The sequence below is a fragment of the Aquabacterium sp. UBA2148 genome (assembly GCF_002328915.1).
Taxonomy (GTDB): Bacteria; Pseudomonadota; Gammaproteobacteria; order Burkholderiales; family Burkholderiaceae_C; genus Aquabacterium; species Aquabacterium parvum.
Genome location: NZ_DCXA01000268.1, coordinates 1 through 4,297, shown reverse-complemented (window position 1 = coordinate 4,297; position 4,297 = coordinate 1). Strand labels below are relative to the sequence as shown.

The following is a 4,297-nucleotide window of genomic DNA, read 5'->3' as shown; positions in this document are numbered from 1 at the left end:
GGCCGAGGCAGCCCGCGTGCGCCCCCGGTCGCGCCAGACCTTCCTCAGGAACGGCACGATCGCTTCGCAGAACGCACTCAGGTCACAACGGGCGATGCATGGCAATTCGGTGCCCTGGGCCCAGGTCGGGTTGAGCTGCTCGAAGTGGCGGATGTCCGGGTCGGTGCGCATCTCGGCGGTGATGTCGGCCACATCCGGCTTGAGGCGGTTGGCGTCGTCCCCAAAGTTCAGCAGCATCGTGCCGTGGTCGAGCTTGCCGGGGAACATGGCGTCGCAGTAGCTGGCCACCATCTCCGACATGCCGGGGTTGGCCTGGCCGCGACGCGGGTGGAAGTCAGGGAAGTTGCGCGCCATCAGCAGGTAGGTTTTGTAGCCTTTGCTGATGAGCAGCCAGTACTGGGGTGTCAGAGGCGACTTGATGGCCTCGACAAACAGCTTCCAGGCGAAGGCCTGCTGCAGCGTGCGCGAGCCCCGGTGGGCGCTTTCGATGATGGTGTCGCCACTGAAGAGGCCCTTGGCGGTGCGCCCGCCCAGCTCGAAGTGGTAGACACCCAGCGTCGAGAAACCGACGATTTCGGCGTCGCTGCGGCGGCGCACCACGAAGACCCCCTCCTTGCGAGACAGGTCGTCCAGGAAAGTGGCCAGCGGGCTGCTGGCGTAGTGAGCCTCGAACAGCGCGTGCATGCGCAGCACGTCGGTGACCGTGAGCGTCTGGACCTTCTGGTAGCGGGTGGTGAGCATGGCGGCTGGCGGTTGGTGTGGCGTGGGACGGATCTTCCCGGGCCACGACCGCTCTACCGCACAGGGTTTACGCGCCGAATCGATGCCTGACGCTTGAATGGGGGGTGTTTGAAACGATGTGTTTTTCCCAGTGTGGACGATTCAATCGTTTGTTTGAACTGGCAAGGTGAAAGGCGGCAGTGGCGCGTGTCCTGCGGGGTAGCTTTCCTTGCCCGGCCGGCCCTCGAGCGGCGGCATGTCGATGGTCTGCTCGGGCACCTTCTGGTCGGGCAGGTGGTCCAGCAGGTGGCGCAGGAGCGTCAGGCGGCCCAGGCGCTGGTCGTTGAAGTCCACCAGCGTCCAGGGCGCATGTTCCGTGTGCGAGGCCTTGAGCATCGCGTTGCGCGCCTTGCCGTACTCGGCGTATTTGGTGCGCGCGACCACGTCCACGGGCGAGAGCTTCCAGCGCTTGAGCGGGTCGGCCAGGCGCTCGGCGAAACGCTGCTCCTGCTCGGCCTGGTTCACGCACAGCCAGTACTTGAATACCAGGATGCCGTCGTCGGTCAGCATGCGCTCGAACAAAGGCACTTCGCGCAGGAAGCGGCGGTGCTCTTCGTCGGTGCAAAAGCCCATCACCTTCTCGACGCCGGCGCGGTTGTACCAGCTGCGGTCGAACAGCACCACGTTGCCGGCTGAGGGCAGGTGGGGCACGTAGCGCTGGAAGTACCACTGGCTGCGCTCCTGCTCCGAGGGCTTGCCCAGCGCCACCACCTGGCAGCGACGCGGGTCGAGCACTTCGGAGATGGCGCGGATGACGCCGCTCTTGCCCGCCGTGTCCCGTCCCTCGAAGATCACCAGCAGGCGCTTGTGGTGGTGCGCCAGCCAGCGCGACATCTGGGCCAGCTCCAGCTGCATGGGTTCCAGGGCGGCTTCGTAGGCCTTGCGACTGAGCTTGTTGCCGCCCGTTTTCTCGCCTTTTGCTCGGTCCGATTTGTTGCCCATTTGAGCCCTCCGGTTCGGTGTCTGGATCAAACCATAACCGACGAAGCGCTTGCTCGGCCGTGCGGCGCCGTGTTCCTTGTGCCGCCTGTGGAGAGCACGGCGCCTTGCCTCGATAGAATCGGGGCATGACCGACGCCACCGATCCGAACGTTCCCCACAAGCCCACCAACTTCCTGCGCGGCATCATCGACCGCGACCTGGAGCAGGGCACCTACGCCAGCCGCCGCTGGGCCGGCTCGCCCGGTGACGCCGCCCACCAGGACGCCGGCCAGAGCGACCCCGCCAAGGTCCGCCTGCGCTTTCCGCCCGAGCCGAACGGCTACCTGCACGTCGGCCACGCCAAGAGCATCTGCCTGAACTTCGGCCTGGCTCGCGACTACGGTGGCGTCTGCCACATGCGCTTTGACGACACCAACCCCGAGAAGGAAGAGCAGGAGTACGTCGACGCCATCCTGGACGCCGTCAAGTGGCTGGGTTTTGGCTGGGAGTCGAACTTCAACGGCCGGCCTGAGAGCCACCTCTACTACGCCAGCAACTACTTCGACTTCATGTACCGCGCGGCCGAGGCGCTGATCACCGCCGGCCTGGCCTATGTGGACGAGCAGACGCCGGACGAGATGCGCGCCAACCGCGGTGACTTCGCCACGCCCGGCAAGGACAGCCCCTTCCGCGCCCGCACACCGGATGAGAACCTGGCGCGTTTCCGCGAAATGCGCGACGGCAAGCACGCAGATGGTTCGATGGTGCTGCGCGCCAAGATCGACATGGCCAGCCCCAACATCAACATGCGGGACCCGGCCATCTACCGCATCCGCCGTGCGACCCACCACAACACCGGCGACAAGTGGTGCATCTACCCGATGTACACCTTCGCCCACCCGATCGAAGACGCGCTCGAGCAGATCACCCACAGCATCTGCACGCTGGAGTTCGAAGACCAGCGCCCCTTCTACGACTGGCTGGTCGACAACCTGGCCAAGCTGGGCCTGCTCAAGCACCCGAACCCGAAGCAACACGAGTTCGCGCGCCTGAACCTGACCTACGTCATCACATCCAAGCGCAAGCTGAAGCAATTGGTGGATGAGGGCGTGGTCACAGGCTGGGACGACCCTCGCATGCCGACCATCGCCGGCCTGCGTCGCCGCGGCTACACGCCCGAGGCCATCCAGTTGTTTTGCGAGCGCATCGGCGTGAGCAAGTCCGACAGCTGGATCGACTACAGCACGCTGGACATCGCCCTGCGCGACGACCTGGAGAACAAGGCCCACCGCGGCATGGCCGTGCTTGACCCGGTCAAGTTGGTGCTCACCAACTGGGACGAGGTGTTTGGCAGTGCCAGTTACACGGAAGATTGCACGCTTCCTGCTCTGCCTTCGCACGCAGCTCACGACTTCGTCATGCAATACGGCTCATCTGCTATGAAGGAAGCTGTAATGCCTCATCCTCGCCCGTTTGTGCCAGCTCCGCGAGTGTTCAAGATCGGGAAAGAGATCTGGATCGAGCGCGAAGACTTCGAAGAGGTGCCGCCCAAGGGCTACAAGCGCCTCTTCCCTGGCAACAAGGTTCGCCTCAAGGGGGGCTACGTCATCGAGTGCACGGGCTGTACCAAGGACGCCGATGGCCGTGTCACCGAGGTGCTGGCCACCGTCGTGCCCGACACCAAGAGCGGCACGCCCGGTGCCGACAGCGTCAAGGTCAAGGCCGCCATCACCTGGGTGGGCGTGGCCGATGGCGTCGCGGCCGAGGTGCGCATCTACGACCGCCTGTTCACCGACCCGCACCCCGATGCCGGTGGCAAGGACTTCAAGGCCAGCCTGAACCCCGACAGCTTCAAGGTGCTCCAGGGCTACGTCGAGCCTTCGCTGGCTGCTGCGGCGGCGGATCAGAAGTTCCAGTTCGAGCGCTTTGGCTACTTCGTGGCCGATCGCCACGACCACGCGCCGGGCAAGCCCGTGTTCAACAAGGTCACCGGGTTGAAGGACACCTGGAAGTGATGCAGGTGGCGGGACGCCTCCAACGCAGCCTGCTGGTTGTCGCGGGGGTGATCTCGCTGGTGCTGGCAGTGGCCGGCGCCATCCTGCCTGGCCTGCCGACCACACCGTTCGTGCTGCTGGCGGCTGGCTGCTTCGCGAAGTCTTCACCGCGCCTGCACGCCTGGCTGCTGGCCCACCGTTGGCTGGGGCCCATGGTGCGCGACTGGGAAACCCATCACACGCTGCCCCTGAAGGTGAAGTGGCTGGCCACCACCATGATGTCGATCATGGTGAGCCTGTCGGCCTGGCACCTCTGGCCACGCCCCTGGTTGTCGGGCGTGGTGATCGCAGCGGGCCTGCTGGGCGCGTGGGTGGTCTGGCGCATCCCCACCCGCCGCTGAGCGCAGCAAGCCCGAGCGGTCAGCGCTTCAGCGCAGCTCGCCGGCCGATTGCAAGCGCGAGAGCAACTCGTCCATCTTCTTGAGTTGATCGCGCCTGCGCACCAGCGCCAGCTTGGTCGCCACCTGCGTGCCTTCGATGGCCGAGGCCTCGAAGGTGCGGTGCGGCACGATCTCCTTGACCGATGGCAGCTCGGCGAGGCG

At 65.5% G+C, this 4,297-nt stretch carries 4 protein-coding genes; 2 read left to right on the top strand and 2 right to left on the bottom strand.

What is annotated here, in order from left to right; translation table 11 throughout:
* Together B2W70_RS14895 and ppk2 are read right to left on the bottom strand one after the other, a co-directional pair.
* The coding region (locus tag B2W70_RS14895) for a hypothetical protein (RefSeq protein WP_286746841.1) at nucleotides 1-741 on the bottom strand (741 nt) is incomplete at its 3' end.
* A 141-nt stretch (nucleotides 742-882) separates the two neighbouring features.
* Complete coding sequence (gene ppk2 / locus B2W70_RS14890) at nucleotides 883-1,722, bottom strand: polyphosphate kinase 2 (RefSeq protein ID WP_286746839.1); 840 nt, start codon at nucleotides 1,720-1,722, stop codon at nucleotides 883-885.
* A gap of 125 nt (nucleotides 1,723-1,847) precedes the next feature.
* Here ppk2 and B2W70_RS14885 point away from each other — a divergent pair, with 125 nt between their 5' ends.
* A complete protein-coding gene (locus B2W70_RS14885; RefSeq protein WP_286746837.1) occupies nucleotides 1,848-3,716 on the top strand; it encodes a glutamine--tRNA ligase/YqeY domain fusion protein in 1,869 nt (622 codons plus the stop codon).
* 5 nt (nucleotides 3,717-3,721) lie between these two features.
* On the top strand, nucleotides 3,722-4,096 hold the full coding sequence (locus tag B2W70_RS14880; protein ID WP_286746835.1) for a YbaN family protein: 375 nt from the start codon (nucleotides 3,722-3,724) through the stop codon (nucleotides 4,094-4,096).
* Nucleotides 4,097-4,297: the final 201 nt, after the last annotated feature.

Coding starts and splice junctions, on each gene's coding strand:
- ppk2 (WP_286746839.1), bottom strand. CDS start 1,722: ATGGGCAACAAATCGGACCGAGCAAAAGGCGAGAAAACGGGCGGCAAC.
- B2W70_RS14885 (WP_286746837.1), top strand. CDS start 1,848: ATGACCGACGCCACCGATCCGAACGTTCCCCACAAGCCCACCAACTTC.